This is a genomic window from Microbacterium sp. NRRL B-14842 (genome assembly GCF_050470785.1).
Genome location: NZ_JBFLUM010000001.1, coordinates 2,311,325 through 2,336,928, shown reverse-complemented (window position 1 = coordinate 2,336,928; position 25,604 = coordinate 2,311,325). Strand labels below are relative to the sequence as shown.

The following is a 25,604-nucleotide window of genomic DNA, read 5'->3' as shown; positions in this document are numbered from 1 at the left end:
CGGCGGCGCTCCGCACCTCACACCAGGGCGCGGAGGCCTTCGACGAGCGGTGTCGTCGGGCGGCCGATGAGGCGGCGGAGCGTGCCGTCGGTGTCTGCCAGTGCGCCGTCGCGGATACCGGCGTCGAGGGCGACGACGAAGCCGGCGGTGCCCTCATCGAGCCCGGCGGCGCGCAGCGCGGCGAGCTGCTCGTCCGCGGAGAGCGGGAGGAAGGTGACCTCGCGGCCGGTGACCTCGGTCATCGCGGCGGCAAGGTCGGCGTAGGTCCACGCGACGTCTCCGCCGAGCTCGTAGACGGCGCCGATGTGTCCATCCTCCGTGGCCACGGCCGCGGCGGCCTCGGCGTAGTCCTTCCGGCTGGCGGAGGCGACGCGGCCGTCTCCGGTGCCGGCGCTGAGGGTGCCGGTCTCGGCGGCGCGGGCGAGGTCCGCGGCGTAGTTCTCGGTGTACCAGTTGTTGCGGAGGATCACCGCGGGGAGGCCTGCGGCCGCGATGAGCTCCTCGGTGGCCTTGTGCTCGGGAGCCAGGACGAGGGTGCTCGTGGTGGCCTTCGGCGCGCTCGTGTAGATGAACTTCGACACGCCGGCGTCCTTCGCGGCGTCGATCACCGCCCGATGCTGCGCGACGCGCTGGCCCACCTCGGAGCCCGAGACGAGCACGACGGTGTCCACGCCGTCGAGCGCCGCGGCGACCGATTCCGGGTCGGTGTAGTCGAGACGGACGACGGGCACGCCGAGGTCGGCACCCTTGGCGAGGTCGCGGGCGCCGGCGCGGATCGCCTGCGGCTCGACACCGCGCTCCAGGAGGGCGGCGACGATGAGGCGGCCGAGGTGACCGGTCGAACCGGTGACGAGGATGGTCATGGGAGTCCTTTCGTAGCTGACTCCCCGGACAACCCCGAAAGCCGTCGTGAGCATTCCTTTCAGCAGGTACCCACTTTTCGGTAAGGTACCCACATGACGGCGAGTTTTGCGCAGATCCGCGATTCGCAGCCGGCCCTCTTCGATCAGGGGTGCGGCACGCGCGTCGTCCTGGACCACATCATGAGCAAGTGGGGCGTTCTGGTTCTCTCATGTCTCTCCGACGGCACCCACCGCTGGGGAGAGCTGCGCCGACAGGTGGACGGCATCAGCGAGAAGATGCTCGCCTCCACCCTGCGCACGCTCACCGACGACGGCCTGGTGCACCGGGAATCGCTGCCGACGGTGCCGCCGCACGTCGAGTACAGCCTCACGCCGCTGGGGCGCGACCTGATGGAGCGGATGCTGCCCCTGATGGAGTGGGTGGCGGCGCACGCCGACGGAATGCTCGCTCGCGACTGACCCACGGAATCCTTCGCATATCCCCACACGACGCGTGGAATCCGTCGCCGAAACAAAAGGATTGACGGGATACCGCGGCCCGCCGTACTGTTCTGAGCATGGCAACGACGCCCATCCACCTTGAACGACCCGACGGCAAGGGCCTGGCTGCAGGCACCCTCGGCCTGTGGGGATCCACCGTCATCGGTCTGGCCTCCACGGCCCCCGTCTACTCGCTCGTCGCGACGCTCGGCTTCGTCGTGCTCGCGGTGGGAGCCCAAGCACCGATCGCCTTCATCATCGCCTTCGTGCCGATGCTGCTGATCGCCTTCGCCTACCGGGAGCTCAACAACGCCGTCCCCGACTGCGGCACCACCTTCACCTGGGGCACCAAGGCCTTCGGCCCCTGGGTGGGATGGATGGGCGGCTGGGGCGTCGCGGTCGCCGGCATGGTCGTGCTCGCGAACCTGGCGCAGATCGCCTCCGTCTACTTCTGGTCGCTGATCGGACAGGACCTCGAGAACAACGACTGGCGGGTCGTCGTCGTGGCCGTGCTCTTCATCGCCGCCATGACCTGGGTGAGCTGGCGCGGCGTGGAGATCGGCGAGCGCATCCAGAACGTCCTCCTCGCGATCCAGTACCTGGCGCTGGCGATCTTCGTCGTCGCCGCCCTCTGGCAGTTCTTCACCGGCGACGCCCCCGACGCCACGCCGTTCGCGTGGGAGTGGCTGAACCCGTTCGGCTTCACCGACTGGTCGGGCTTCACGGAGGCCATCCTCCTGGCGCTCTTCATCTACTGGGGGTGGGACACCTGCCTCGCCCTCAACGAGGAGACCAAGGACCCGAAGCGCATTCCCGGCCGTGCCGCGGTGCTCACCTGCGTGATCCTCCTGGTGACGTACGTCGCCGTGACGATCGCCGCGATGATGTACGCCGGACTCGGCGAGGATGGCACGGGACTCGGCAACGAGGCCAACGCCGACGACTTCTTCCTCGCCATCAAGGACGGCCTGCTCGGCCCGTTCGGGTGGGTGCTCGTGGTCGCGGTCATCATCTCGGCGATCTCGTCCACCCAGACGACGATCCTCCCGACCGCCCGCGGCACGCTCGCGATGGGCGTGTACCGCGCGCTCCCCGCGAAGTTCAAGGACGTGCACCCCGTCTACAAGACGCCGTCGTTCTCGACGATCGTCATGGGCGTGGTGGCCTCTCTCTACTACGTGGGCATGACCCTCATCAGCGACAACATCCTCCAGGACTCGATCCTGTCGCTCGGACTCGCGATCGCGTTCTACTACGCGATCACCGGCTTCGCCTGCGTCTGGTACTTCCGCGCCGATCTGCGGCGCTCCGCTCGCGACCTGTTCTTCAAGGGGATCTTCCCGCTGGTCGGCGCCCTGCTGCTCACCGGGGCGTTCGTCCAGTCGGCGATCGACATGTGGGACGTCGACTACGGCTACACCGTGCTCTTCGGCATCGGCGGGACGTTCGTGATCGGCATCGGGTCGCTGGCGATCGGTCTGGTCCTGATGTTCCTCTGGTATCTCTTCCCGCGGTCGAAGCGGTTCTTCCGGGGCGAGAGCCTGAACCGGGAGACCCAGGTGATGGTTCCCGAGGAGCCGGGCGCGCTGATCCGATCGGTCGACGGCGGCATCTGACGCACGGGTGCGCACGCGGCTGTCCTAGGCTGGCCTCGTGCGCATCCGGCTCGACATCGCCTACGACGGCACCCATTTCCGCGGGTGGGCCACGCAGCCCACGCTCCGCACGGTGCAGGGGACGCTGGAGGCGGCGCTCGCCCGGATCGTCGGCTCCGACGTGCGGTTCGTCGTCGCCGGGCGGACGGACGCCGGCGTGCATGCGAGCGGACAGGTCGCGCACGTGGATCTCGACGAGGCGCAGTGGGCGCGGATCGAGGCGCGCCACGGCCGCGCCGCCGAGGACCCGGCCGGCAGCATCGCGGCGCGCATGCGCGGGGTGCTCGGCGCCTACCCCGACGTGACGGTCACCCGGTCCTCGCTCGCCCCCGAGGGGTTCGACGCGCGATTCTCGGCCGTCTGGCGCCGCTACCGCTACCGGCTCGCCGACGACCTCGCCGGATACGACCCGCTGCGGCGGCTCGACACCACCACCATCCGGGGGCGGCTGGACGCGGAGGCGATGGACGCCGCGGCGCAGACGCTCATCGGCCTCCACGACTTCGCCGCCTACTGCAAACCCCGTGAGGAGGCCACGACCATCCGTACGCTGCTCGATTACCGGTGGCAGCGGGACGCGGACGGGGTGCTCGTCGCGGAGGTCAAGGCCGACGCGTTCTGCCACAGCATGGTGCGGGCCCTCGTCGGCGCCTGTGCGGCTGTGGGGGAGGGGCGCCTGGACGTCGGCGATCTCGTCGTGCTCCGCGATGCGCTCACGCGGACGAGTGAGTTCAAGGTCCTCGCCGCCCGCGGGCTGACCCTCACGGAGGTCGGCTACCCGGCAGAGGAGCTCCTGGCCACGAGAGCCGCCCAGACCAGGGCCCGCCGCGACCGCGAGAGCGACTGATCGCCGGGATCGGGAGCCGGGGCACAGATGGGGCGGGTAGCGTGGGGACGATCATGAAGGTCATCTCCTACAACCTGCGCAAGCACCGCGCCGCCGGCGAGCTCGCGGCGCTCGTCGATGAGCATGATCCCGACATCCTCTGCCTCCAGGAGTGCGATGTCCCGGAGCTTCCGGATCGGATCGGCGGTCTCGTGCTGGCGGACGCGACGCAGGGCAACAGGCTCGGCCTCGCCCTCTTCTATCGCGAGAGCACCTATCGTCTGCTCGGCATCCGCACCCTCGGCCTGAAGAAGTCGCTGCATGACCGCATCGCCAAACCCGCGCATGAGCGCGTCCTCGGCGCCCGCCTGCGCGACATCGACGACGGCGGCGAGTTCATCGTGGCGTCCTTCCATGCCGCGCCCCTGACGGCGTTGAACTCACTGCGCCGGCACCAGATCCGCGCGGCGCTCGCCGAGCTCGCGACGCTCGGCGAGGGGCTGCCGCAGCTCATGGTGGGGGACTACAACTACCCCGTCTTCAAGGAGAACCTCGGTCAGGCGGTGCGCGATCAGGGATACGCGCTGTCCCTCAGCGACGACCACACCTACACGCGGTACCGGGTCTTCCGCGGGCACTACGACTTCGCGACCTCGTCCGGCTTCGAGATCGAGCGCATCACCACGCTGCCGCAGCGCTCCAGCGACCACCGCCCGATCCTCGTGACGGTCCGTCCGAACTGACACCCGTGCCGGGCGGGTTTGGGGAATGCCGTTCCGGTGGCGTATGCTGACTCTTTGGTGCCCTTCCCTGCCTGCGGGGAAGATGCACATCCGAACGTGAGCCCTCCACTGGCGTGTTCCTCCCCGTAGGGAACGAACCACCCCGGAGTGGGATTCACGAACACCTCCGTTCGACAAGAAAGCAGCACTATCGTGACGCGCACTTACACCCCCAAGGCTGGCGAAGTCCAGCGCGACTGGGTCGTCATCGACGCCACCGACGTCGTTCTCGGCCGCCTGGCCTCGCACGCGGCGACGCTTCTGCGTGGCAAGCACAAGCCGACCTTCGCCAACCACATCGACTCGGGTGACTTCGTCATCATCGTGAACGCCGACAAGGTCGCGCTCACCGGTCAGAAGCTCCAGAAGAAGCTGGCCTACCGCCACTCCGGCTACCCGGGCGGCCTGAAGTCGGTCACCTACGCCGAGCTTCTCGAGAAGAACCCGGTCCGCGCCGTGGAGAAGGCCATCCGTGGCATGCTCCCGAAGAACAGCCTGGGCCGCCAGCAGCTGTCGAAGCTGAAGGTGTACACCGGTGCCGAGCACCCGCACGCCGCGCAGCAGCCCCAGCCGTACACCCTCGACCAGGTCGCCCAGTAAGCGCCGTACAGACTAAGGACATACTCGTGGCTGACATCCAGGACTCCACCGAAAACCTCCAGAACTTCTCGACGTCGACCCCGGAGACCGACGCGGTCGAGGCGGCTCCCCGCCCCGTGCTGAGCGTCCCCGGCGCCGCTGTCGGCCGTCGCAAGCAGGCCATCGCCCGCGTGCGTCTGGTCCCCGGCTCGGGCACCATCACGGTCAACGGCCGTACGCTCGAGGACTACTTCCCGAACAAGCTGCACCAGCAGCTGATCAACGACCCGTTCACCGCGCTGAACCTCGCCGGTGCGTACGACGTGATCGCCCGCATCTCGGGTGGTGGCGACTCCGGCCAGGCCGGCGCCCTGCGTCTCGGCATCGCGCGTGCCCTCAACGGCATCGACGCGGAGAACAACCGTCCGACCCTGAAGAAGGCCGGCTTCCTCTCGCGCGACGCTCGCGTCAAGGAGCGCAAGAAGGCCGGACTCAAGAAGGCCCGTAAGGCGCCTCAGTACTCGAAGCGTTAAGGTCCACTGCTCCGATGCCGATCTTTGGCACGGACGGCGTGCGAGGACTCGCCAATGGCATCCTCACCGCCGACCTGGCGCTCACCCTGGCCCAGGCGACTGCTGTCGTCCTGGGCCAGGGCCGTACGGCGGAGGCTCGCAAAGCCGAAGGCAAGCGACTCACCGCCGTCGTCGCCCGTGACCCCCGGGTCTCCGGGCACTTCCTGACCGCTGCCGTCGCCGCGGGCCTCGCCTCTTCCGGAGTCGACGTCCTCGAGGCCGGGGTCATCCCCACGCCGGCTCTGGCGTTCCTCGTGGCGGATCGCGATGCGGACTTCGGCGTGATGATCTCCGCCTCGCACAATGCGGCGCCCGACAACGGGATCAAGATCTTCGCCCGCGGCGGACGCAAGCTCCCCGACGTCGTCGAGCAGCGCATCGAGGAAGCCATGCATGGCGAGATGCTGCGCCCGACCGGTGCCGGCGTCGGTCGCATCGACCGTTTCTCCGATGCGGAGGACCGCTACGTCGTCCACCTGCTCGGCTCGCTGCCGCACCGCCTCGAGGGCGTTCACGTCGTGCTCGACTGCGCCCATGGCGCCGCTTCCGGGGTGTCTCCCGAGACGTTCCGCGACGCCGGCGCCGAGGTCACCGTGATCGGTGCCGACCCCGACGGCTGGAACATCAACGACGGCGTAGGCTCCACCCACCTCGACAACCTGGCCGAAGCCGTCGTCCGGCTCGGCGCCGACGTGGGCATCGCCCATGACGGCGACGCCGACCGCTGCCTCGCGGTGGACGCGCAGGGCAACGTCGTGGACGGCGATCAGATCATGGCGATCCTGGCGCTGTCGATGAAGGAGCGCGGCCGTCTCACCGACGACACGCTCGTCGCGACGGTCATGAGCAATCTGGGTCTGCACGTCGCGATGCGCGAGCACGGCATCACAGTGCGCCAGACGGCCGTCGGCGACCGCTACGTGCTCGAGGACATGAACGAGGGCGGGTACGCGCTCGGCGGCGAGCAGTCCGGACACGTCATCATGAGCGAGTACGCGACCACGGGGGACGGCCTGCTCACAGGTCTCCATCTCGTGGCCGAGATGGCGCGGCAGGGCAAGTCCCTCGCAGAGCTCGCATCGGTCATGACGGTCTACCCGCAGCTGCTGATCAACGTCCGCGACGTCGACAAGGATCGCGTCGCCGAGGACGAGGTCGTGCAGCAGGCGGTGCGCGATGTCGAGGCTGAACTCGGCGACACCGGGCGCGTGCTGCTGCGCAAGTCCGGCACCGAGCCGCTCGTGCGGGTCATGGTCGAGGCCGCCGACTCCGAGTCGGCCCGGACCTATGCGGAACGTCTCGCGGCGGTCGTGCAGGAGCGCCTCGCGCTCTAGGACCGCCGTCTCCGAACCGGTCGGTCGCCTCGGCGGCCGGCCGGTTCGTCGTCTCCGGAGGCCGCGTTCAGCGGGCGGCGCAGAGGCGGCTCGTGGTCCCCTCGGCCAGCGTCGCCGTGGGGCAGTCATCGAGGGCCAGTCGCGGTGCCTCGGTCATCGACGGCGCATCCTGCAGGCCGAGATGCGCGCCGGTGAGCACCACCAGCGGCACCGCCCAGCCCCAGCGCTCCGCGGCGACCCATTCGACGTCGTTCTCCTCGACCCAGGCCCGCAGCGGCTCCACGTCGGCGCGCTGCGCGGCGAGCGTCAGCCCGGGGGACGTGACGGTGCCTGCGAGGTGCAGCACCGCGCCCGCCGCGACGATCATCGCGACCAGGGCCGCCGCGACGGTCCCGCCGAGCCGCCACGCGCGTCGCTCGGGAAGCCGCGCGACCGCCCAGACCGCGACGGCGGCGAGGACCGGGAAGAAGGCGAGGATCCCCGGCGCGGGATGCCGGACCCACAGCGGCAGACGCGAGGCGGTCGCCCACCAGGTCACGAAGGCGAGGGCGCCGACGACGGCCGCGAGAGCGTAGGCGATGACCACACGTTCCTCTTCCGTCGCGATGCGCCAGCGACGGGCGACGCCGAGCGTCACCAGAGCGAGGGTGAGGACAGCGCCGAGGAGCGCGACGGCGGGCGGCAGCGACCAGGAGTCGGCGAGCGTGCCGAGCTTCTGCAGCACCGTCGTCGCGGCGTCGGCCTGGCCGCCGCTGCGCACGAAGCGGACGAACGCGCGCAGGTGCTCCACGAATCCGGCCGGGCCGAGAGCGAGGAGCGCCCCCAGCTCGAACAGGGCCGTCGGCACCGCCGAGAGGAGGAGCGGCAGCCACGCGCGGCGCAGGGCGTCGCGGACGCGTGCCCATCCGCGGCCATCGGCGAGGACCCACAGCGCGACGGCGTAGGCAGGGAGGGCGAGCGCGGCGATGAGCTTGGCCTGCACTGCGAGACCGACGAGAAGGCCCGCGAGCCAGGCCCGTCGCGGGAGCACGGCGAGAGCCCAGACCAGGAGCGCCGCGGCGGGGATCTCGCCCAGCAGGTCGGCAGGCCCCTCGATGGGGGAGACGCCGGCGCCGGCGGTGAACGCCAGGGGGACCGCGACGGCGAGAAGTGCCGCCCACCGCCCGCCGATACGACGGCCGAGGACCGCGAGTCCAGCGAGGAGCAGCAGCCAGAAGGCGAGCGGCACGAGTCGGGCCGCCAGCACCGGGTCCATGCCGGTCGCCAGGAGCGCCGCGACTGGGAGGAGCACGACGGGCCCCGTGGAGATGCGGGGGTCGAACGGAGTGATCGTCGAGCCGGACAGGGCGCCGTCACTGGCGTATCCGAGCCCGGCGAGGAGGTTGCGGGGCACGGTCAGATTGAACGCCTCGTCCTCCCAGAAACGGGACACCGTGAGGCTGTGCCAGGCGAGGACGACGTGGCCGATCACGAGGGCGGCGGCCGCCACCCAGAAGAGGGCCGTGCGCAGCCGGCTCATCGGCGCACGGGCTCCGGACGACGGACGGCGCGGAGCGGAGCGGACGGACGCAGCGAGAGGAGCCAGGCCTCGCTGAGGGCGGATCGCACGAAGACGCGCAGGCGCTTCGGTGGCAGGGGGAGCCCGCCGCCACGGCCCCACATGGTGCCGGTGCTGGAGGCACCGCGGCGCGGGATGCTGGCGACCCGGACGTACCGCACGCGGAATCCGCCGCGGGCCTCGGCGAGCGAGAAGTGTACGTGCGGCACCGTTGCGTCCGCGGGCACCGCCTCGACCAGGACTCGCAGAGCCTCGGGACGGTAGGCGCGCAGGGGCGTGTTCACGTCCGGGATGCGGCGACCCGCTGCGACGGCGATGAGGAGGCCGACCGCGCCGGTGAGCGTCTTGCGGTACCAGGGATCGGTGCGTCCGTCGCGCACGCCGTGCACGACGTCGGCCTGCTCGTCGGTGAGCGCACGCAGCAGCCGGGGGAAGTCGGCGCCGTGGAACTGCCCGTCACCGTCGACGTGCACGAGCGCGTCCGGGTCTGCGGCGAGTCCGGCGCGATAGGCCGCGAGGGCGGTCGGCCCGTGTCCGCGGTTGGTCGCCTGCACGACGACGGTGGCGTCGGCGACGTCGTCGAACACGGTCGCGGTGGCGTCCGTCGAACGATCGTCGGCGATGTGGAAGGAGACCTCGTCGGCCAGAGGCTCGACCGCCGACCGGATCTCGTCGATGAAGCCCCGGATGCCCTCCACCTCGTTGTAGGCGGGCATGACGATGGCGAGGTGGCGGAGAGTCACGGAGTCCTTGCGGTGGCGGGCTGCAGAGGTGTCAGCCAGTAGCCTAGTTGAGCCATGAATCCTCCCTCCCGACTGCGTCGCCTCGCCGGCGTGGGCAGCCGCTTCCTCGTGGTCGGGGCGCTGAGCACCCTGATCGAGGTCGGCGTCTTCAACCTCCTCGTCTACGCCTGGGGGTGGGACGTCGTCGCCGCGAAGATCGTGGCCTCGCTCGTCGCCCTCATCAACGCGTACATCGGCAACCGCGAGTGGACCTTCCGCCACCGCGATCGCCGGGGACGGGCCGCGGAGGTCGCCCTGTTCCTCGCGACCAACGCCGTGTGCACCGCGCTCGGGGCCGCGCTCGTGTGGGTCGGCGTCGAAGCGGTCGGCGGCATCCTCGGCCGCACGCCCGGAGCCGTGGCGGTCAACCTCGTGAACCTCGTCAGCATCGTCATCGTCGTGCTGCTGCGCTTCGTGCTCTACCACTCGATCGTCTTCCGGGTCGCGTCGCCGAAGGCCTGAGCGGCCGACGGGGTCGGCGTCAGGCGGTCGCCTTCGCTCGTCCCCGACGAGGACGAGCGTCGGACCTCTTCAACTGGATAGGGTCTTGCTCGATCGGGGTGGTCGCGCCGTAGGTATAAGCGCCGTAACCGTAGCTGTCCGGGCCCTTCGTCGGAAGCATGGTCACGACGGTGCCGAGCATAGCCACGCCGGCTGTCTCGAGAGCACGGATCGCGCCCGCGAGCTCCTGCTTCTTCGTCTTGCCGGACGCGGCCACCAGGATCACCCCGCTCGTCTTCTTGCCGATCACCGCGGCGTCTGTCACGGGCAGGAGCGGGGGAGCGTCGATAAGAACGTAGTCGAAGTACTCCGTCATCGACGACAGCAACTGGTCCATCGCTGACGATCCGAGCAGCTCGCTCGGGTTCGGCGGAACCGGGCCGCTGGGCAGCACGTACAGCTGGTTCGGCCCCCACTTCTGCAGAGCATCGGCGAGGTCGACACGCCCGATGAGGACGGTCGTCAGACCGACCCCTCCCTCTATTCCCATGTAGTCAGCGATGCGGGGGAGGCGCAGGTCGCCGTCGATCAGGGCGACCCTGACCCCGGTCTCCGCGAGGGCGATCGCAAGGTTTGCTGTCGTCGTCGACTTGCCCTCGCCCGGTCCGGAGCTTGAGACGACGATCGCGCGCGGGCCCGAGTCCACGCGGAGGAACTGCAGGTTGGTGCGAAGCGTGCGGAAGGATTCCGACCGCGGGCTGCGTGGGTCGGCGTGCACGATCAGCGGCCGTTTCTGGGCCTCGGGGTCGAAGGCGATGCCGCCCAACATGGGGCGATCCGTAATCTGCTCGATGTCGTGGAGCGTGTGGATGCGCACGTCGAGGAGCTGCCGCAACACGGCTACGGCCACCCCGGCGCCGAGACCGAGCAGACCTCCGAGAAGGGTGAGCAGTGGAACATTCGGGCTGGAGGGGCGGGTCGGAGCGGTCGCCGGGTCCGTGACGGTGATGCTCACCGGACTCGTCGCTCCCTCGGCGATCGGCTTCTCCAGCGTGTTCTGCACGGCGGCGGCGAAGCTGATCGCCGTCTGGTTCGCGATCTGCGCCGACCGCTGAGGGTCGGTGTCCGTCGCGGTGATGTTGATCGTGACCGTGTTCAGAGGGGTCGTCGCCGTCACCTGAGAGGCGAGACCGGTGACGGTCGTATCGAGATCCAGCTCGTCGATCACCGGTTGCAGGACCAGTTCCGTGCCGATCACATCGACGTAGGTCGTGACCATCTGCCGCGCGAACGTCGTGCCCTGGACGAGATCGCCGGTGGCGGCGCCCTCGCTGCGGACGGAGACGTACAGCTGTGTGGACGCCACGTACCTCGGCGGCTGCGTGAGGGCGTACGCAGCCCCGGCGAGCAGGCCGATGAGCAGCAGCACGAGCATGATGATCCAGTTCCTGTGCAGGATGCGCAGGTAATCGCGAAGTTCCACGCGGGAGATCTCCTGAAGTTTGTGGGGGAGAATGCGGTCATTCTCGCATAGCGGGGCGGGCGGGTGAGTTCTCAGCGCAGGAACTTCGCGCGTCGTTTCCTCGACGCTAGGAATCGTGCGGGGTTGGTCGTGGGCAGCATTGTGATGACCGTGCCGAGAATCGTGGCCCCGACTTTGTCGATGCTGTCGATGGCTGCACGGAGCCGTGGACTCGTCGTCTTGCCGGCGGCGACCACGAGGAGGGCGCCGTTGGACTGGCCGGCGAGAACGGCGGCATCCGTGACGAGCAGGACGGGCGGCGCGTCGATGATGACGATGTCGAATGCGACGCGGAGATCGGCAAGCAGGGAGGACATCGCGGTGGATCCCAGGAGCTCCGCCGGGTTCGGAGGGATGGTGCCGGCGGGAAGCACGAAGAGCGCGCCGCGGCCCCAGCGCTGGAGCGCATCGCTCGCGGCGATGCGCCCGGCGAGGACATCAGTGAGCCCGACTCCTCCCTCGATCGCGAAGTAGTCCGCTACGCGCGGCATGCGCAGGTCGCCGTCCACCAGCGCGACCTTCGATCCGGACTGGGCGAACGCGATCGCGAGGTTCGCGGCGGTCGTCGATTTCCCGTCTCCGGGCCCCGCGCTGGTGATGACGACGACTGGCGTCGAACCGCCTGCGGCGAGGAATTCGACGTTTGTACGAAGGGCGCGGAAGCCCTCCGCCCGTGGATCCCGCGAATCCGCAGCAACCACCAGGGGTTGCTGCGGGGCCTTCGGGTCGAAGGCGATACCACCGAGGACCGGCACCGAGGTCGAGCGCTCCACGTCGTCGATGGATCGCACGCGGGTATCGATTGCGGCGCGGAGCGCGGTCAGGGCGAATCCTCCCGCTATGCCGACAATCCCCCCGATCGTCATCGAGGTCGTGACGTTCGGGGCGACCGGGGCCACCGGCACCTGTGCCACCTGCAAGGTATCGATGCGGATGGGGCTCACCGAGTCATCGGCGCGCTTCTCCAGCTGTTCGACGACGACTGTCGCGAAGCTCTCTCCGATCGCATTGGCTACTCGGGCGGATTGACTCGGGTTCCCGTCGGAGACGGTCACAGAGATGGCCAGGCTGTTCAGTTCGGCGGAAGCTCTGACGTTCTCCGCCAACTGCGCCGGACGGAGATCCAGGCCGAGGTCGTCGATGACGGGCTGGAGGACGAGGGCACTGGGCACGAGCGCGACGTAGCTCGATACTGCTTGCTGGGCGTAGGTGCGACCGAGGTTCAGGTCGGTGGAACTTCCCGAAGGGGACTGCGCCGACACGAACAACGTGGTCGTCGCGTCATAGCGCGGCGCGGCATTCAGGGCGACGAAGGTTCCGCCTGCGAGGCCGATGAGGGCAGCGGAGAGGAGCAGCACCGCATTGCGTCGCAGGATGCGCACGTAATCGTGGATTTCCATCGTCTCCCGAACATGACCGCTTCGTCGTTCGACGCCGGTAGTAGTGTTTCTCGAGACTATCCTCCCCACGCCTCTCTCGTACGGAAGCCGTCTCATGAGCACGCTCGACGATCTCTTCGCGGGCGATCGCCGCACGCCGAGTCCTGCGCGCGATCACGGCGCGACGGCCTTCAGCGCGAAGCTGGAGCACTTGGTCGGGGAGCCGCGGAGGGAATCCCCGAGCGTTCACGGCGACGCGGAGACGCTGCGGCTGCGAGAGATGGTCGCCGCTCCTCTGGTCGCCGGTGCAGCGGACGGCGGCTCGCCCCCGCGCGCTTCGACCGCGCCATTGCGCCGAGGGCGAGGGCGCAGGTTGCGCATCGACCCTGTCAACGCCATCGCCGCGGCCCTGGCTGTTGCGGCCGTTGTGGGAGCCGCGGGTTTCGCGGGCATCAAGGGGGCCAGCGCGTCGCCAGCCGAGACGGCGGCGGAGGCCCTGCGGGAAGACAAGGCGGCTCTCGCCAGCGCCGAGCAGGGGCTGGAGGCCGCCGCAGGGCGCCTCGATGCGCAGACGTCATCGGAGAACGAGATGGCCGCCGCCACACGGGCGGCGCTCGTCGAACTCGACGGAACCATCGTGGATCCGGTGGCACGCGACGCGGCGGTCGCGGCGGCCGACGCCTACATCGGCGCGTTGCGGACATTGGAGCCGCCTGCGCTGCCGCAACCGAGTCCGCCGTCGCCGGTGGACACCGGTTCCCTTCCCGAAGTCGCAGCGGCCATCGACGATGTGCGGGCGCGGGCGGATCTGGTCGACGAGGCACTCACGCAGGTCCGTCTGCTCCGGGCCACCGCGGAATCGCACCGCTCACCGTTCATCCAGGCCCTGAGCTCCTTCGCCGTCGGCTTCACCGACCGCGCTGAAAGTGAGGTCCGGGCGAATCCAGCGGCCGCCCTGGAGTTCCGCGACGCCGTCACCGCGGCGGGTGTGCGCGTCTCGACCGCGCCGCTGCACGAGCCCGACGGACAGGAAGCCCTCATCGCGTATGAGGAGGCGGTCTGGGCTCTTCGCGCCGACGACCGCCGCGAGCGCCTCGAGGTCGAACAGGCGCAACGCGCACAGAGGGATCAGGGCGCCGAGGAGCAGGTGACGGACCCCAGCACGCCGCCGGAGGACGAGACGGCCCCCGAGAGCGGAACCGAACCGCAGCCGTGATCGGCGCTCGCGGGCAACCGAGGGTCAGCTCTCGGCGACGGCGAGACGGACCACACGTACGACCTGGGCGACCGCCGGAACGAGCTGCCGTCCGGATCGCTCGTATGTCGCCTGTGACTGTCGATACGGATCGACGATGTCGTCGTCCTCGGGGCTGAGCGCCGGCGGCGCCATGCCGCGACGGCCCGCGACGGCGGCGACGGCGGCGCGGAGCTTCGAGGACGGATCGGTGTGGTGTGAGGCCGCCTCTCGAAGCTCGCCGTCGGAGGCGTCGGCGGCCAATCGAGCGAACTCCCGAAGCGTGAAAGCCGCTCGCAGGCGGACCGGTGCCAGCTCCACGACGGACCGGCGGTGTTCCCGTGACATCCCCAGGATGAGGTCCGGTGTTTCCAGGAGGGAGGCGGTGAGCTGACGGGACCGGTGCGCCGTTGCGACGTCGAGGGCGACCCCGTACCGAGTGGCGAGGGTGACCGCCTCCTCCGGCATGACCGCGCCGACGATGCTCCGGGTGCCCGCGCTGGTGATGGTCCCCGGAAGATCGGCCAGACCGGCGCGGATCAGCTGTTCGGCCAGCGGAGAGCGGCAGATGTTGCCGGTGCAGATGGTGGTGATCTCGAACACGGGAGCCTTTCGTGGCGGTCGTGGTCAGCGTAGCCGCGTTCCGTAGCGGCCTCGGTCCTCGCCGGAGGTCGAACCGATGTATGGGTAGGCTGTGCCTCAACTGAACACACCACGCGAGGGGGCAGCGCGAGCGTTGGGAATTCGAGGAGCGGGGGGTCAAGTTTGAGTCCTGAGGGTGTCGCCATGGCGCCCGAGCGGCGTCGTGCGCTCGCCGCGGCTCTGGACGCCGGCGCGTGGGCGCTGGGAATCGTCGCCGCCGTGGTGCTGCGTTTCGAGTTCGCCATGACGGCGGCGACCTGGGTGGCGACGTTGGCGCTCGGGCTCGTCGCCGCGGCACTGCACGTCCTGCTCGGGCTCCAGTTCGCGCTCTACCGCGGGCGGCTGAGCTACGGCTCGTTCGACGAGGTTCGCGCGCTCGGGTTGGTCGTGATGGGGGAGTCGATCCTGCTCGGAATCCTCGTGATCCTGTTCGGCAACGCGGTCGGGATCCCGCGGGGCACGGTGTTCCTCGCCTTCCCCTTCGTGCTCCTCTTGATGTTCGGCGTCCGCTACCTCACCCGCTTGCTCTCGGAGCGGACGCGTAAGCCCGGCGATGAGGCAGAGCCGGCCATCATCGTGGGCGCGGGGTACCTCGGCGACAACGTGCTGCGAAGCATCCTCACCGACCCCGCATCGCCGATCCGGCCGGTGGGACTCCTCGATGACGACCCCGCGAAGAAGCACCTGCGCCTGCGGGGGGTGCCCGTGATCGGCACGACGAGCGACCTCGCGGAGGCCGCCGCGAGGACGGGAGCGACAACGCTCGTGATCGCCGTGGCGCGTGCCGACGGCGCGCTGCTGCGCGAGCTCACAGACCGCGCGGAGGCGGCAGGCATGAGCGTTTCCGTGACCCCGAGCCTCACGCAGATCCGCTCCGGCGAGGGATCGCCGGCCGACCTCCGTGACGTCAGCATCGAGGACCTCATCGGGCGCCACCCGGTGGACACGAACGTCGAGCTCATCGCCGGCTACATCACCGGCAGACGCGTGCTCGTCACGGGGGCCGGCGGTTCGATCGGCTCGGAACTGTGCCGGCAGCTCGCGAAGTTCGGCCCCAGCGAACTCACCATGCTCGACCGTGACGAGACCGGCCTCCAGCTCGCGCAGATCCGCACCGCTGGACATGGTCTTCTCGACACGAAGGATGTCGTCCTCGCAGACATCAGGGAACCCGAGATCCTCCGCCGCGTCTTCTCCGAGCGGTGTCCGGAAGTTGTCTTCCACGCCGCGGCACTCAAGCATCTCCCGATGCTCGAGCAGTACCCGGACGAGGCGTGGAAGACCAACGTGCTGGGGACACTCAACGTCGTGCAAGCGGCCCGCGAATGCGGTGTGGCGACATTCGTCAACATCTCAACCGACAAGGCGGCCAACCCGACGAGCGTTCTGGGCCATTCCAAGCGTCTCGCCGAGAAGATCACTGCCTGGGCCGGAGCGGAGACGCGGATGCGCTATCTCTCCGTTCGATTCGGCAACGTGATCGGCAGCCGGGGCTCCATGCTGCCGACCTTTCAGGCGCTCATCGACTCCGGTGGGCCACTGACCGTCACGCACCCTGACGTCACGCGCTACTTCATGACGATCCCCGAGGCCTGCCAGCTCGTCATCCAGGCTGGCGCGGTGGGGCGGTCCGGCGAGGTGCTGATCCTGGACATGGGAGAGCCGGTGTCGATCCTTGACGTGGCCAAGCGGATGATCGCGATGTCCGGCAAAGCGGTCGAGATCGTGTTCACGGGACTCCGGGATGGCGAGAAGCTGCACGAAGAGCTCGTCGGAGATCGCGAGAGCCTCGAGCGGCCCTTCCACCCCAAGGTGTCGCACACGCGTGCTGACCCCCTCGCACCGGACCGTCTGGACCGCGCCGGGTGGTACTCCCGGATGGGGGCCACGCCTCCGCCGGTTGACGCCACGTCGGTCACGCCGATGCCACTCGTCGACACGGAGGGCGCTCCATGAGCAAACGAATTCACATGTCGTCGCCCGACATCGGCGAGGCGGAGCACGAGGCGGTCCTCGCCGCCATGAGGTCGGGCTGGATCGCTCCTCTCGGCCCCGACGTCGATGCGTTCGAACGAGAGCTGGCTGCGCGAGTCGGCGTCGCGCACGGCGTCGCGCTGAGTTCCGGTACCGCGGCGCTGCACCTGGGGCTGATCGTGCTCGGAGCGGGGCCAGGCACAGTGGTCCCGACCTCGACCATGACTTTCGCAGCCACCACGAACGCGATCACGTACACGGGGGCGGAGCCGTACTTCATCGACGCCGACCCGGCGACCGGGAATATGGAACCGGAACTGCTGCGAACGGTTCTTCACGAACTCCGTGCCTCGGGCGCCACCGTGCCGGCGATCGTCCCGGTCGACCTGCTGGGAAAAGCGGTCGACTACACCGCCATCCTCGCGATCGCCGCCGAGTTCGAAGTGCCCGTGCTCGCGGACGCCGCGGAGTCACTGGGAGCCACCCATGGCGGACGAGCGGCGGGCAGCTTCGGATCGGCGTCAGCGGTGTCGTTCAACGGCAACAAGATCATGACCACCTCCGGCGGGGGGATGCTTCTCACCGATGACGGCCAGATCGCCCGTCGCGTGCGCTACCTCGCCACTCAGGCTCGCCAGCCCGTTGTCCACTACGAGCACACCGACATCGGCTACAACTATCGCCTCAGCAACCTGCTCGCGGCGCTCGGCCGCGCACAGCTCAGGCGCCTGGACGAGATGATTGGTCGGCGCCGGGAGATGAGAGCGGCGTACAAGACCCTCTTCTCGGACGTCCGGGGCGTCGAGGTCTTCGGCGCGGCGGGCGACGAGGCGGACAACGCTTGGCTCACTTCGATCCTCGTCGATGCCGATGAGACGGGGTGGACGCCTGCCGAGCTTTCCACCTACCTCAGCGGTGATGACATCGAGACGCGTCCGCTGTGGAAGCCGATGCACGCGCAGCCCGTGTTCGCCGGGGCACGGGGAATCATCACCGGAGCGGCGGACGAGCTCTTCCGCCGTGGGCTCACGCTGCCCAGCGGCTCCGCCCTGACGGATGAGCAGCGAGAGCGCGTGCTCACCCGGATCGGCGGGTTCCTGGACGGGAAGCGATGATGGCTGTCCGGGTTGCGTCTTCCTACGACCCGGTGAAGCGAACGTTCGACGTCCTGGGCGCTGCCATCGGCCTCGTTCTCCTGCTGCCGGTGATCGCCGTCACCGCGATCTGTGTCGCGATCGATGTCGGCCGACCGGTGATCTTCGCGCAGCCGCGTCCCGGCCGCCATGGTCGGATCTTCACGCTCTACAAGTTCCGCTCCATGCGCAGCGTCGATGACAGGCACCGCTTGGTCACGGACGAACAGCGCGTGACCAGGTTCGGGCGCGTTCTCCGCGGATCGAGTCTCGACGAGCTGCCGTCGCTGTGGAACGTGTTACGAGGGGAGATGAGCGTCGTCGGTCCGAGACCCCTGCTTGTCGAGTACCTCGACCGCTACACGCCGGAGCAGGCTCGGCGGCATGAGGTGCGCCCGGGGCTCACCGGCCTCGCGCAGGTCGCGGGCCGGAACGCCGTGAGCTGGGAGCGTCGCTTCGCGCTCGACGTGGCCTACGTCGATGCCCGAAGCCTGGGCCTCGATGCCCGTATCCTCGCGCGTACCGTGGGTCTCGTGCTCCGACGCGAGGGGATCACGCCCCCCGGCTCGGTCAGCGCGCACACATTCGAAGGAACCGGTCACCCATGAGCACTTCCCCGATCTCGCTGGTCATCATCGGAGCAGGGGGCTTCGGGCGTGAGGCCCTGGACACCTACCTCGCTGCGAAGGCCGTTGGACTGATCGACATCGACCTACTCGGAGTCGTGGACGATGCGATCACGGACGGGGATGCGGCGAAGCTCGACCGCCTCGGCGTGACCTACCTCGGTACGCGGGAGAAGCTCGCCGCACAGACGAAGGTGCGGCTCGCCGTGGCCATCGGGGACCCCCGCGTCCGGGGCAGAGTGACGGCGGAGTGCCTCTCCCTGGGGTACGAGCTGCAATCCCTCGTGCACCCTACGGCCGTCATCGGGTCACTCACCACTGTGGGCCCCGGAAGTATCGTCTGTGCGGGGGTCCTCGTCTCCACCTCAGTGCGCCTTGGTCGTGGCGTACACCTGAATCCCGGGGCCACTGTAGGCCACGATACGACGCTCGAGGACGACGTCTCGATCAATCCGCGAGCCGTCATCTCGGGGAATGTCCTCGTCGGACGGGAGGCGCTCGTCGGTGCCGGGGCTGTGGTGCTGCAGGGCCTCGAGGTCGGGGCGGGCGCGACGGTCGGCGCCGGTGCCTGTGTCACTCGCGACGTCGATGCCGGACGGATCGTGAAGGGAGTGCCGGCCCGATGACGCGGACGGTCGCCATCGTCCTGAAGACCGCAGCAGGGGGGCTCTGGATCCTCCCGCAGGTACGCGCGTTGCGCGAAGCGGGTGCGCGTGTGACTGTGTTCATCCCCGATGCGCCTGGTCGCCTCGGTGACCGGCTCGCCGAGATGGCTGCCGACGACGACGGCGTCGTGGTGCGGCGGACCCGCTATCAGTTCGGGCTTCTGCCGAAGCCGGCGAACATCCGCGACTTCCTCTCCTTCGCTCGCGACCTGCGTTCTCTCCGTCCGGACGCGGTGCTCTACCATCTGTACGCCAGCGCCCTGGCGACGCGAACGGCCCTGCTTGGTCGTCGGACGAGGGCGGTGCACATGGTCGCCGGTCCTCTGCATTTGGAGACCCCCGTGATCCGACTTGCGGAGAGGGTGCTGCACCGTGCGGACGACGTCATCGTCTGCGGGTCGGACGACACCCTGCGCCGGTACGCCGAGGTGGTCTCCGGTGCCGACAAGCTCGTGAGCATCCCCTACGGCGTAGACACGCGGGTCTTCATGCCACCGCAGGGTGGAGACCAGCCGATGGCGGACGAGCCCCGCCGCGCGGGCTCGTCTTTCGAGGTCATCATGGTCGCGTTCGTGTATGCCCCCAAACGTCTCGTGCATCGTGGACATGGCATCAAGGGACATGCGGAACTCCTGCAGGCGTGGGCGGCATTCGTGCGCGACCACGAGGACGCGCACCTGACAATCGTTGGCGGCGGGTTCCGTCCTGAGGGGGAGCTCTATCGCCGCCAGCTCGTCGATACCCTTCCCCGTTCGCTCGAGGAGCTGCGCGTCACGTGGTTGGACACGGTGGACGACGTGCGAGCGGCCTACGCGGCTGCTGACGTCAGCGTCAGCCCGTCGTTGTCCGAAAACCATGGCGCGGCGCTGGAGGCTTCGGCGATGGCGGTACCGTCGATCGTGAGCGACGCCGGCGGTCTGCCCGAGACCATGGTGCACGGGGTCACCGGCTGGGTGATTCCCGCCGGCGACTCCTCTGCTCTCCGTGACACGCTCGAGGAGGCGTATCGAGCATGGCAGGACGATAGGCTTTCCGCGATGGGCAATGCGGCGAGGGCGAGAGCCGTAGAGCTGTTCGACAGCACTGCCGCCGCAACACGCGTGGCGCAGGTCGTCCTCGACGGGGCATTCCGGTGACCGAAGGGGCGCCCCGGGTTCTCGTCTTCTCGGAAGCACGCTTCGCCATGGACGCGGCCGGACGCTTCCTCTCCGAGGATCCCGGCGTGAACGGCTGCGCCTGGGCGCGAGAGCTGCCAGGGGACTCTCTGTCTCCGGTGCTCGCCGCCCGTGCCCGGCTCGATGATGATTCCGCCGGCTCACCGCTGAGCGGGGAGACGATCGCGTTGCCGCACTACATCGGGCTCCGTCAGTCGGTCCTGCGCCTTCCCGCCACGTGGGCCGCCGTACGTCGGAGTGTCGGCGGCGCGGATCTCGTGTTGGTCAAAGTTCCCGGCGTGCTCGGCACCCTTGCGACCCTCTCGGCGCGTCGGCGCGGTATCCCCGTCGCCGCGGAAGTCGTTGGTGATGCCGAAGGCGTCCTGCGTTCCGGTGCGCTGGGCGCGGCGGGCCGCCTTCTGCGCCCCGTAGTAGGCATGGTCACGCGCCTTGTCGTTCGCCGAGCGAGAGCCGTCAGGTATGTCACGGAGCGGGAACTGCAGCGGCGCTATCCGCCCGCGCCGCATGCCGAGGTCGCGTCCTTCTCTGATGTGGTGATCGCCGACGAACCGCGCTGGAAGGGAACAGAGGACGGGGCACCGCACCTCGTGTCGGTTGGCTCCGTCGACCAGCTTTACAAAGGACATCACCACCTGATCGAAGCTCTGGGACGCATCCGGGATGAGTTTCCGACTGTCACGCTCACCGTGGTCGGTTCAGGGCGGAGGATGCCCTTCCTGCACGAGACCGCCCGCGAGCAAGGGGTACCCGACGCCGTCCGTTTCACCGGGTATCTGGGCGACCCGGCGGAGGTGGAGGCGGTGCTCGCCGAGGCGACGTTGTTCGTTCTCCCCTCGCTCACGGAGGGGATGCCGCGCGCGCTGATCGAGGCGATGGCAATCGGCGTACCGGCCATCGCTAGTCGCGTCGGCGGGGTGCCGGAGCTTTTGCCCCCGTCCGCGACTTTCGACCCGGGCGACGTGACGGCGATGACGCGACTGCTGCGCGAGCTGCTCCGGTCACCGGAGCGGCGCCGCGAGCTTTCGACCGCCGGAATCGCCGCGACCCGGCGATTCTCCCCGTCCGCGCGCGCCGCCGCGCTGGCAGACTGGCAGCGGACGCTGATCGGCCTGGCCGGAGGTGGATGAGATGAAGCCCACGGTCGTCGTCCATGTCATCGGAAGTCTCGATCACGGCGGCGCAGAGAAAGTCGCCCTCGATCTGTGCGAAGCGATTCCGACCGCCCGCGTCACGCAGGTCTTCTATTGCTTCTCCGGGCGAGAAGGTGCTCTCGCCCCGCGGTTCCGGCATGCGGGCGCGGTGGTGTCCGTGGCGCCTGCCGGTGGCACGCTCGCCCGAGTCGGCGCGCTCCGACGCCTCGTGCGAGAGCGCGGGGCGGATGTCGTCGTCTCGCACGTCTCGCTTGCGAGCGCTTTCCTCCTTCTGGCCGTGCGCGGCACGGGCGTGCGGCGGCGCATCGCCCGCGCCCACAGCACGGGTGACGATCGAGGCGGTGGCCTGCGAACGGCGTATCGAACGGCTGCTCGAGCGCTGTTGCCCTTCTCGGCGACCCACGTCGTGGGAGTCAGCGATGCGGCTCTCCGCTTCCTCATCGGACGGTGGGGGAGGCTCCATCGCTGGCTCGACGTGGAGACGCGCGTACTGGTGAACGGCGTCGACGTCGGGCGCTTCCACCCGCCGATGGAGGCGTATGGCGTGCGGCCCCCACGAGTTGTGCACGTCGGCCGCGCGTCGCCGGAGAAGAACCGCCGTATCCTCGTGCCGATCTTTCGGGCGCTCCGCGCCGTGGGGCCTGTGGAGATGGTGGTGGTGGGTCCCGGCGGGACCGCGGACCTCGGCGAGCTGCCCAGCGACGGAGGTTTCCGTGTCGTGGGTGTGGTCGACGATGTGGCACCGATCCTCCGGGAGGCGGATGTCCTTCTGCTGCCCTCGTTCCGGGAAGGGCTTCCTGGTGTCGTGCTGGAGGCCCTGGCCAGCGGTGTTCCCGTCGTCGCCTCCGACCTCCCGACCCTCCGCGAGCTCGAGACGCTTCCCGGCGTGGCCTTCGTCTCCCCAGAGGCCGCCGCCTCCGAGTGGGCGGCCGCAGTGGCACGAGCGATGGACCTGAGCCATGCTGACCGCCGCGCTCTGGCGGAAACCGTAAGAGGTTCGAGGTTCACCCTGGAGAGGAGCGTGAATGACTGGCTCTCGCTCTGGTGATCTTCTGCTCGTCGCGGACGCTACCGGTCGACACCATCGATGGGTGAGGGTGTGTCTCGGCCTCGCCATAGGCTTAGTGACGCTGATCTGGAGCACATCGACCGGAGGCGGGGAGGCGAGCGCGGCGCAGGCCGGTATGCTCATCGCCGCGTTCATCGGCCTCCTGGTCACGGCCTGGAATCCGCGTGCGGGGGCAGGCGGAAGCGCCTTCCTCTACTTCTTCGTCTTCGCCCTGTTCCACGGCGGCCTCGTTATCGCGTACGTGCTCCATGGCGACGCCGCACTGCTCGGCGGCGGCGACAACTCCTGGATCGCGGCCGAGCGGCTGGCTCCGGCGACCTCCCTCACCGTGATCGGTGCGGCGAGCGCCAGCGCGGGTGTTGCTCTCGGTCAGTTCGCGCGTGCCAAGACTCCGCCCTCGCCGGTGGCGACGGCGCCCGCCGGGAGGCTTCCGGTCGTCGGCGGCGCGGCCGCCGTCATCGGCGCGGGAATGATCGGTTCTGCGCTGTGGTCGAACGGCGGTCTCGCCAGCGTGGGTGGCTACCTCGAGTTCCTCGACGTGGTGGCCGGCGAGTCGGTGTTCAGCTACGGCACCCTCCTGCTCGGGCTGGGGCTGTGTCTGCTGGTGGCGAGTGGCGGACGCAGCCGCATCGTCGGCTGGGCCAGCATGCTGGCGCTCGCCGCCTTGGCGCTGCCGCTCGGGCTCCGCGGCCCGGTACTCTTCCCGCTCGTTACCCTGGTGATGATCGAAGCCAAGCGGCGACGCCTACGGTTGGGGGTCTTCCTGCTCGTGGCGGCCGCGGTGCTCTCGGCGATCAGTGTGATCCGGCAGACCAGAGCCCAGGGGTTCAGCGGGCTGCTCGAAGGTGGATGGACGCGGATCGACCCGATCGACGGTGCCGCCGAGATGGGCTATTCCCTGTTCCCGGTGGTGCAGGTCGAACAGTGGATGTCGGCGGGACTGCCTCAGATGAACGGCGTCACGTTCATCGCGCCGGTTGTAAGGGTCGCGGAGCGGCTGCTGGGGGTGCCGTCACCGCCGGGGGATCAGGACCTGCGCCTGTTCAACGTCGAGGTCTTCACCCGTATCGGCCCCATCGGCGGTTCGCCGATCGCGGAGGGGTACCGGAACTTCGATGTGCTGGGCGTCGTCCTCGTCATGTGTGTCCTGGGATTCGTGCTGGCGCGGATCGACCGGCTACCCGGGACTCCACAGGGAGCGGCGCTGGCCGCCGTCATCATGCTGCCGGTCGTGACCGCGGTGCGGAACTCCTTCGCTCCGGTCATCCCGCAGATCCTCATCGGTCTCGTCTTGGTGGGAGCGGCTTTCCTCGGGTCACGCGACCGGGGCGGCGGGGGGACTGGATGAGGAACCTCGTCAAGGCCGTCTCCGCCATGATCGCGGGATCAGGAGCGCAACTGGCGGCGAATGCGCTGGCGGGGTTCCTCGCGACGGCATGGCTGCCGGTGGCCGAGCGCGGGCTCATGATCCTCGCGCTCTCCGCGTCCGCCATCGTCTCCCTGCTGGTCAGCGCCGGCATCGGCAACACCCTCAGGGCGAGGCTGCCGCGAGCGAACCATGAGGAGGCGGTCGAGCTACGCCGCGCGTTCACGACGGCGGGGCTCATTGTGATCGTGGTCTCGGCGGTGGTCGGGGGCGGGGCCGCGGTGCTTCTGCAGGGCACCGACGCGAGGATGGCCACGGCGCCGATCATCGCGGCGGTCGCGCTCGCGACCTCGTCGCAGGTCGGCATCGCCCTGCTCACGGACGCGCGCTTCGCCGGGATGAGGTACGCCGCCGGCGCTCGCTGGGCCGCCGGCAGCGCTGTCGCGGGGCTGCTGAGCTTGGGCCTCGCGCTCGCGTTGTGCGCCGGGGGCGGCATCACGCCCACGGCAGCGCTCCTGGTGGCGGCTCAATACGGAGCGGTCGCGGTCGTCGCGGTCGTCTCTGTGGTCTTCGCCTTCCGCGATGGCGACCTGATGTCCGGGTGGGCATCCGCCCTCCGTGTATCGCGGCTCTTCGTCGCGGGGGTGTCCACCCTCGTCCTCCCGCTCGCCATCGTGGTCATCGCCCGGTCCGACCGGCTCATCCTCGGAGCCGTCACCTCGGCCACCGTGGTGGCGGTGTACGGCCTGGCGGCCACCTATGCAGAGGTCATCCGCGTCGTCCCGACGGCGGTCGCGCAACTCGCTCCAGCTCGGGTCGCCGGAGGGGGCGGATCGCGCAGCGTGGCGGGTCTCGCCGTACTCTCGGTGCTCGCAACCGCGGTCACGGCAGCTGTCGTCGGTCTCGCGGCGACCTGGCTGACCGTCCCGCTCTTCGGCACCCCGTACACCGATGCCGTCGCTATCACCTGGCTCCTTCTTCCCGGCGAGGTGTTCTACGCGCTGGTCGTGCTGGCGAACCTCGTCCTCATCGGGGGGGAGTGGAATCGCGCGGCGACACTCGTCGGGCTCTCCTCCGTGCCGGTCGCGCTCGTGCTCTACAGCGTCGGTGCGATGCTCGGGGGCGCTGAAGGGCTGGCCGTCGCGCGCGATCTGGTGCTGGCGGTCATGGCGATCGCCGGTGGCATCGCCGTCTACGTCGTCTTCCGCCGGCGCCGTCCGGGACTTACTGCACCCGAGCAGGGACGCCCCATGCCCGTGAACCCGCCGGCACCGACCGTGTGACGACGGCGCCCGCTCCGATGGAGCTGTGATCGCCGATCGTGACTCCGGCGAGCACCGTCACCCTGGCGCCGAGCCAGACGTCTTCCCCTATCGCCACCGGCGCGGCGATGAATCGCATCTCGGCGAGCGGGACGGTGTGGTCGTGGTTGGCGTCCCGGATGACCACGTTCTCCGCCACCTTGGTGCCTGTGCCGAGGAAGACCTCCTCGCGCGCGACTATCACGGCGCCGGGCCCCAGGTAGTGGGCGTCGATCGACAGCCGTGCCCCCGGCCCCGCCGTCAGCGTCACATTGCGGGTGACCGCGCAGGAGCGCACGCGTAGGGACCCGCCCGGTGACACCCTGATGTCGCAGCCGGGGCCGATGAAGGTGGCACGGTCGGCATCGAAACCGGGGTACATGAGGCGCAGACGCGTCTTGCGGACCGACGAGCACGCGAGCTCACCCAGTCGCCACACGCCGCGCAGGAGCTTCGCGACGGTTCGGCGCAGTGCGGCGATGGGGGTCATGGGAG

General features: G+C 69.5%; 25 protein-coding genes. 18 read left to right on the top strand and 7 right to left on the bottom strand.

Annotation, left to right across the window (positions count from 1 at the left end; all coding sequences use genetic code 11):
- Window positions 1-17 precede the first annotated feature (17 nt).
- A complete protein-coding gene (locus AB1285_RS11475; RefSeq protein WP_370428320.1) occupies window positions 18-863 on the bottom strand; it encodes an SDR family oxidoreductase in 846 nt (281 codons plus the stop codon).
- A gap of 93 nt (window positions 864-956) precedes the next feature.
- Between AB1285_RS11475 and AB1285_RS11470 the strand changes: the two genes are divergently transcribed.
- The 7 genes from AB1285_RS11470 (at window position 957) to glmM (ending at window position 7,091) form a co-directional block, all read left to right on the top strand.
- Entirely contained in the window at window positions 957-1,322 is a 366-nt protein-coding gene (locus AB1285_RS11470; protein WP_370428319.1) for a winged helix-turn-helix transcriptional regulator, read from the top strand.
- Between the two features lie 98 nt (window positions 1,323-1,420).
- Window positions 1,421-2,959: an APC family permease gene (locus tag AB1285_RS11465; protein WP_187663380.1), complete on the top strand. Its 1,539-nt coding sequence runs from the start codon at window positions 1,421-1,423 to the stop codon at window positions 2,957-2,959.
- A 37-nt stretch (window positions 2,960-2,996) separates the two neighbouring features.
- A complete protein-coding gene (truA, locus tag AB1285_RS11460; protein ID WP_187663381.1) occupies window positions 2,997-3,845 on the top strand; it encodes a tRNA pseudouridine(38-40) synthase TruA in 849 nt (282 codons plus the stop codon).
- A gap of 53 nt (window positions 3,846-3,898) precedes the next feature.
- Window positions 3,899-4,567 (top strand): endonuclease/exonuclease/phosphatase family protein, encoded by a 669-nt coding sequence (locus tag AB1285_RS11455; RefSeq protein ID WP_136052048.1) that lies wholly within the window; start codon window positions 3,899-3,901, stop codon window positions 4,565-4,567.
- Between the two features lie 192 nt (window positions 4,568-4,759).
- Window positions 4,760-5,206, top strand: coding sequence for a 50S ribosomal protein L13 (gene rplM, locus AB1285_RS11450; RefSeq protein WP_187663382.1), 447 nt, complete (start codon window positions 4,760-4,762; stop codon window positions 5,204-5,206).
- A gap of 26 nt (window positions 5,207-5,232) precedes the next feature.
- Window positions 5,233-5,718 (top strand): 30S ribosomal protein S9, encoded by a 486-nt coding sequence (gene rpsI / locus AB1285_RS11445; RefSeq protein WP_025104384.1) that lies wholly within the window; start codon window positions 5,233-5,235, stop codon window positions 5,716-5,718.
- 14 nt (window positions 5,719-5,732) lie between these two features.
- Window positions 5,733-7,091 (top strand): phosphoglucosamine mutase, encoded by a 1,359-nt coding sequence (glmM, locus tag AB1285_RS11440; RefSeq protein WP_144880707.1) that lies wholly within the window; start codon window positions 5,733-5,735, stop codon window positions 7,089-7,091.
- Between the two features lie 67 nt (window positions 7,092-7,158).
- Here glmM and AB1285_RS11435 read toward each other — a convergent pair whose 3' ends face one another.
- Entirely contained in the window at window positions 7,159-8,610 is a 1,452-nt protein-coding gene (locus AB1285_RS11435; RefSeq protein WP_292795027.1) for a hypothetical protein, read from the bottom strand.
- Window positions 8,607-9,392: a glycosyltransferase family 2 protein gene (locus AB1285_RS11430; protein WP_259953021.1), complete on the bottom strand. Its 786-nt coding sequence runs from the start codon at window positions 9,390-9,392 to the stop codon at window positions 8,607-8,609. The genes AB1285_RS11435 and AB1285_RS11430 overlap by 4 nt, the downstream gene beginning before the upstream one ends.
- Window positions 9,393-9,446: 54 nt before the next feature.
- On the opposite strand from AB1285_RS11430, the gene AB1285_RS11425 reads away from it, so the two are divergent.
- Window positions 9,447-9,893, top strand: coding sequence for a GtrA family protein (locus tag AB1285_RS11425; protein WP_187663385.1), 447 nt, complete (start codon window positions 9,447-9,449; stop codon window positions 9,891-9,893).
- 19 nt (window positions 9,894-9,912) lie between these two features.
- On the opposite strand, the gene AB1285_RS11420 is transcribed toward AB1285_RS11425, so the two are convergent.
- Together AB1285_RS11420 and AB1285_RS11415 are read right to left on the bottom strand one after the other, a co-directional pair.
- Complete coding sequence (locus AB1285_RS11420; protein WP_292795024.1) at window positions 9,913-11,355, bottom strand: polysaccharide biosynthesis tyrosine autokinase; 1,443 nt, start codon at window positions 11,353-11,355, stop codon at window positions 9,913-9,915.
- A gap of 71 nt (window positions 11,356-11,426) precedes the next feature.
- Window positions 11,427-12,794: a polysaccharide biosynthesis tyrosine autokinase gene (locus AB1285_RS11415; RefSeq protein WP_292795022.1), complete on the bottom strand. Its 1,368-nt coding sequence runs from the start codon at window positions 12,792-12,794 to the stop codon at window positions 11,427-11,429.
- A 94-nt stretch (window positions 12,795-12,888) separates the two neighbouring features.
- Here AB1285_RS11415 and AB1285_RS11410 point away from each other — a divergent pair, with 94 nt between their 5' ends.
- Window positions 12,889-13,989, top strand: a complete 1,101-nt coding sequence (locus AB1285_RS11410) for a hypothetical protein (RefSeq protein ID WP_292795020.1) — start codon at window positions 12,889-12,891, stop codon at window positions 13,987-13,989.
- Window positions 13,990-14,013: 24 nt separating this feature from the next.
- On the opposite strand, the gene AB1285_RS11405 is transcribed toward AB1285_RS11410, so the two are convergent.
- Window positions 14,014-14,610 carry a low molecular weight phosphatase family protein gene (locus tag AB1285_RS11405; protein WP_292795018.1) on the bottom strand — a complete coding sequence of 199 codons (597 nt, stop codon included), beginning with the start codon at window positions 14,608-14,610 and terminating at the stop codon, window positions 14,014-14,016.
- Between the two features lie 183 nt (window positions 14,611-14,793).
- Between AB1285_RS11405 and AB1285_RS11400 the strand changes: the two genes are divergently transcribed.
- The 9 genes from AB1285_RS11400 (at window position 14,794) to AB1285_RS11360 (ending at window position 25,091) form a co-directional block, all read left to right on the top strand.
- Window positions 14,794-16,605 (top strand): polysaccharide biosynthesis protein, encoded by a 1,812-nt coding sequence (locus AB1285_RS11400; RefSeq protein ID WP_292795016.1) that lies wholly within the window; start codon window positions 14,794-14,796, stop codon window positions 16,603-16,605.
- Window positions 16,602-17,738 (top strand): DegT/DnrJ/EryC1/StrS family aminotransferase, encoded by a 1,137-nt coding sequence (locus tag AB1285_RS11395; protein WP_292795014.1) that lies wholly within the window; start codon window positions 16,602-16,604, stop codon window positions 17,736-17,738. The genes AB1285_RS11400 and AB1285_RS11395 overlap by 4 nt, the downstream gene beginning before the upstream one ends.
- A gap of 32 nt (window positions 17,739-17,770) precedes the next feature.
- Window positions 17,771-18,364 (top strand): sugar transferase, encoded by a 594-nt coding sequence (locus AB1285_RS11390; RefSeq protein ID WP_292795012.1) that lies wholly within the window; start codon window positions 17,771-17,773, stop codon window positions 18,362-18,364.
- Entirely contained in the window at window positions 18,361-19,008 is a 648-nt protein-coding gene (locus AB1285_RS11385; protein WP_292795010.1) for a NeuD/PglB/VioB family sugar acetyltransferase, read from the top strand. Before AB1285_RS11390 ends, AB1285_RS11385 begins: the two co-directional genes overlap by 4 nt.
- A complete protein-coding gene (locus AB1285_RS11380) occupies window positions 19,005-20,183 on the top strand; it encodes a glycosyltransferase (RefSeq protein WP_292795008.1) in 1,179 nt (392 codons plus the stop codon). The genes AB1285_RS11385 and AB1285_RS11380 overlap by 4 nt, the downstream gene beginning before the upstream one ends.
- Window positions 20,180-21,349 carry a glycosyltransferase family 4 protein gene (locus AB1285_RS11375; protein ID WP_292795006.1) on the top strand — a complete coding sequence of 390 codons (1,170 nt, stop codon included), beginning with the start codon at window positions 20,180-20,182 and terminating at the stop codon, window positions 21,347-21,349. The genes AB1285_RS11380 and AB1285_RS11375 overlap by 4 nt, the downstream gene beginning before the upstream one ends.
- A gap of 1 nt (window position 21,350) precedes the next feature.
- On the top strand, window positions 21,351-22,421 hold the full coding sequence (locus AB1285_RS11370) for a glycosyltransferase (RefSeq protein WP_370428317.1): 1,071 nt from the start codon (window positions 21,351-21,353) through the stop codon (window positions 22,419-22,421).
- Window positions 22,422-22,497: 76 nt separating this feature from the next.
- Window positions 22,498-23,790: an O-antigen polysaccharide polymerase Wzy gene (gene wzy, locus AB1285_RS11365; RefSeq protein ID WP_370428316.1), complete on the top strand. Its 1,293-nt coding sequence runs from the start codon at window positions 22,498-22,500 to the stop codon at window positions 23,788-23,790.
- Window positions 23,787-25,091 (top strand): lipopolysaccharide biosynthesis protein, encoded by a 1,305-nt coding sequence (locus tag AB1285_RS11360; RefSeq protein WP_292795000.1) that lies wholly within the window; start codon window positions 23,787-23,789, stop codon window positions 25,089-25,091. The genes wzy and AB1285_RS11360 overlap by 4 nt, the downstream gene beginning before the upstream one ends.
- Here the strand turns inward: AB1285_RS11360 and AB1285_RS11355 are convergent.
- Complete coding sequence (locus AB1285_RS11355; RefSeq protein ID WP_292794998.1) at window positions 25,033-25,599, bottom strand: acyltransferase; 567 nt, start codon at window positions 25,597-25,599, stop codon at window positions 25,033-25,035. The two genes, AB1285_RS11360 and AB1285_RS11355, sit on opposite strands and share 59 nt — an antisense overlap.
- Window positions 25,600-25,604 lie beyond the last annotated feature (5 nt).

Bases quoted from the DNA above. Each gene is read 5' to 3' on its own strand.
- AB1285_RS11415 (WP_292795022.1), bottom strand. From the start codon at position 12,794: ATGGAAATCCACGATTACGTGCGCATCCTGCGACGCAATGCGGTGCTG.
- AB1285_RS11385 (WP_292795010.1), top strand. From the start codon at position 18,361: ATGAGCACTTCCCCGATCTCGCTGGTCATCATCGGAGCAGGGGGCTTC.
- AB1285_RS11355 (WP_292794998.1), bottom strand. From the start codon at position 25,599: ATGACCCCCATCGCCGCACTGCGCCGAACCGTCGCGAAGCTCCTGCGC.
- AB1285_RS11380 (WP_292795008.1), top strand. From the start codon at position 19,005: ATGACGCGGACGGTCGCCATCGTCCTGAAGACCGCAGCAGGGGGGCTC.
- AB1285_RS11370 (WP_370428317.1), top strand. From the start codon at position 21,351: ATGAAGCCCACGGTCGTCGTCCATGTCATCGGAAGTCTCGATCACGGC.
- AB1285_RS11470 (WP_370428319.1), top strand. From the start codon at position 957: ATGACGGCGAGTTTTGCGCAGATCCGCGATTCGCAGCCGGCCCTCTTC.
- glmM (WP_144880707.1), top strand. From the start codon at position 5,733: ATGCCGATCTTTGGCACGGACGGCGTGCGAGGACTCGCCAATGGCATC.
- AB1285_RS11455 (WP_136052048.1), top strand. From the start codon at position 3,899: ATGAAGGTCATCTCCTACAACCTGCGCAAGCACCGCGCCGCCGGCGAG.
- AB1285_RS11475 (WP_370428320.1), bottom strand. From the start codon at position 863: ATGACCATCCTCGTCACCGGTTCGACCGGTCACCTCGGCCGCCTCATC.
- AB1285_RS11395 (WP_292795014.1), top strand. From the start codon at position 16,602: ATGAGCAAACGAATTCACATGTCGTCGCCCGACATCGGCGAGGCGGAG.
- AB1285_RS11360 (WP_292795000.1), top strand. From the start codon at position 23,787: ATGAGGAACCTCGTCAAGGCCGTCTCCGCCATGATCGCGGGATCAGGA.
- AB1285_RS11410 (WP_292795020.1), top strand. From the start codon at position 12,889: ATGAGCACGCTCGACGATCTCTTCGCGGGCGATCGCCGCACGCCGAGT.
- AB1285_RS11400 (WP_292795016.1), top strand. From the start codon at position 14,794: ATGGCGCCCGAGCGGCGTCGTGCGCTCGCCGCGGCTCTGGACGCCGGC.
- AB1285_RS11425 (WP_187663385.1), top strand. From the start codon at position 9,447: ATGAATCCTCCCTCCCGACTGCGTCGCCTCGCCGGCGTGGGCAGCCGC.
- AB1285_RS11465 (WP_187663380.1), top strand. From the start codon at position 1,421: ATGGCAACGACGCCCATCCACCTTGAACGACCCGACGGCAAGGGCCTG.
- AB1285_RS11435 (WP_292795027.1), bottom strand. From the start codon at position 8,610: ATGAGCCGGCTGCGCACGGCCCTCTTCTGGGTGGCGGCCGCCGCCCTC.